Below are 1,946 nucleotides of genomic sequence, written 5' to 3' on the forward strand. Positions count from 1 at the left end.
CCACCCGGCCAGGTCCAGCACCGGGTACAGCACCGTGCCCGCCCGGTAGGTCTTCAGGAAGCCCTTGCGGTCCTCCAGGTACGGGCCGAGGACGTCCTCGCCCGCGGGGCAGACGGCCAGGCAGTACCCCGACTTGTACCCCGGCGGCGAGCTCAGGCTCTGCCACATCGAGGCGCTTTCGGAGGCGGAGACGCGGGAGCGGTAGTCGGCCGCGTCCTCGCTGTCGGCCACGGTCTGCGCCCAGTCGGTGAACCCGCTCATGAACTCGCGGTAGTTGTGCGTGGTGCAGGCGAGGCCGTCGAACGCGCCGTCCTTGGCGACGGCACCGACCGGGCACGCGGTGACGCACAGCTTGCAGTCGATGCAGGGGTTGTAGTCCAGCGCCTGCCCGTACTCGCTCACCTCCGCGTCCACCAGCACGGTGGCCAAGAGGACGAAACTGCCGAACTTCGGGTGGATGACGTTGCGGTGCAGGCCCATCACCCCGAGCCCGGCCGCCACCGCGACCGTCTTGTGCGCCACCACCCAGATCCGGTCGGTGCCGAAGCGGTCCATCTCCTGCGGGAAGCCGACCGACGGGTTGATCGCCCGGTGCCCGGCGTCCTGCAGCGCCTGGACCACGCTGCGCGCGGTGTGGTTGGCCTGCTCGTCGGTCTGGTGGAACTCCTGGTTGGCCACGCTGCGGGCCGGGGAGCGGCAGTTGTCGCGGTTCATCCGGAACGCCATCGCGATCAGGGTCCGGGTGCCCGGCAGCGCACCCAGCACGTACTCGCGCTCGCCGGCCAGATCGGGGTGGTCCAGGCTCACCGCGGCGACGTCGTCCGCGCCGGCCGCCCGGCACAGCTCGCGCAGCCGCGCCGCGTCGAGCACCGGCGGCGGGTCCGCGGGGCGCCGGGACAGCACCGCCCGCACCGACGGGTGCGCAGCCAGTTTCGCCGGCAGCGCCGGGTCGTGCGTCATCGGACCTACTCGGAACGAGCTCGGTAAATCGATCGGTTTCACCGTAGCACCGCGTCTTGCGATCGGAAACCGATCGGTTTCCGATCGTCCCGGCGAGAGGAAGCCGGCGCGATGCCCGAGGCAGCCCCACCCAAAGCCGCGCTGCGCCGGATCCTGCGGGGCGGCCTCGGCGACAAGAGCGCCCTGCGCGAGGACCACCTCGACGAACTCCTCCGGGTGGGCCGCCGCCCCGGCTACCCCGCCGTGACCCGCGGGATCCACCGGAACCTGCCGAGCCTCGTCGCGGCCCGTTCGCGTTACGCCGAAGTCGAAGCGCCCGTCCGGTTCGCCTACGGCGAGCGCGACTGGTCCCGGCCGTCGGATCGGCGGGCCAACCGAAAGCTGCTGCCCCACGCCGGGTTCACGGAGGTGCCGGGAGCGGGCCACTTCCTCGCCTCGGAACGGCCCGACGTGCTCGCCGGGCTGCTTGCACATCCCCGATGAGTACCCTACGTTGATATATCGTCGACGCGGTTCGACGAAGAGTGACGGGTCGCCGTCTTCTGGGGGGCAGTCGAGAACGCCATGCGCAAGCGCGGTCACCACCGGCACGCCGGGGCCCGGCTCACCGCCGGCCCCCGGACGAACGTCCTGGCCTTGGTCGTGCCGCTGCGTGCCGGGGCCCACGATGTCGTCGTGCGGGAGTTCGTGGCCGCCGCGATCGCCGCGGCCGGGGCCCGGGACCACGCCCTGCTGCTGCTCACCGCCGAAGACGGCCCGGCCGCGCTGCGGCGGGCGGTGTCCTCCGCGGTCGCCGACGGGGTCGTGGTGATGGACGTCGAAGCCGCGGACGCGCGGGTGCCGGTGCTGCTCGGGCTGGGGCGGCCGGCGGTGCTGATCGGAGTGCCGGACCGGCCGCGCGGGCTCGGCTGCCTCGACCTCGACTTCGCCGCGGCGGGCGCGCTCTGCCTCGGCCACCTCGCCGGCCTCGGGCACGAGCACGTGGG

At 73.1% G+C, this 1,946-nt stretch carries 2 protein-coding genes and 1 pseudogene; 2 read left to right on the plus strand and 1 reads right to left on the minus strand.

Features of this window, described 5'->3' with window-relative positions; translation table 11 throughout:
* On the minus strand, positions 1–960 hold a 960-nt coding region (locus ACWEVN_RS47705), incomplete at its 3' end, for a 4Fe-4S binding protein (protein ID WP_452055690.1).
* A 111-nt stretch (positions 961–1,071) separates the two neighbouring features.
* Here ACWEVN_RS47705 and ACWEVN_RS47710 point away from each other — a divergent pair.
* Together ACWEVN_RS47710 and ACWEVN_RS47715 are read left to right on the plus strand one after the other, a co-directional pair.
* Positions 1,072–1,443 (plus strand): alpha/beta fold hydrolase, encoded by a 372-nt coding sequence (locus ACWEVN_RS47710; RefSeq protein WP_452055691.1) that lies wholly within the window; start codon positions 1,072–1,074, stop codon positions 1,441–1,443.
* A gap of 81 nt (positions 1,444–1,524) precedes the next feature.
* A pseudogene (locus tag ACWEVN_RS47715) lies at positions 1,525–1,946 on the plus strand (LacI family transcriptional regulator); the annotation flags it as partial.

The organism is Amycolatopsis sp. NPDC003861, assembly GCF_053605405.1.

Bases quoted from the DNA above. Each gene is read 5' to 3' on its own strand.
- ACWEVN_RS47710 (WP_452055691.1), top strand. From the start codon at position 1,072: ATGCCCGAGGCAGCCCCACCCAAAGCCGCGCTGCGCCGGATCCTGCGG.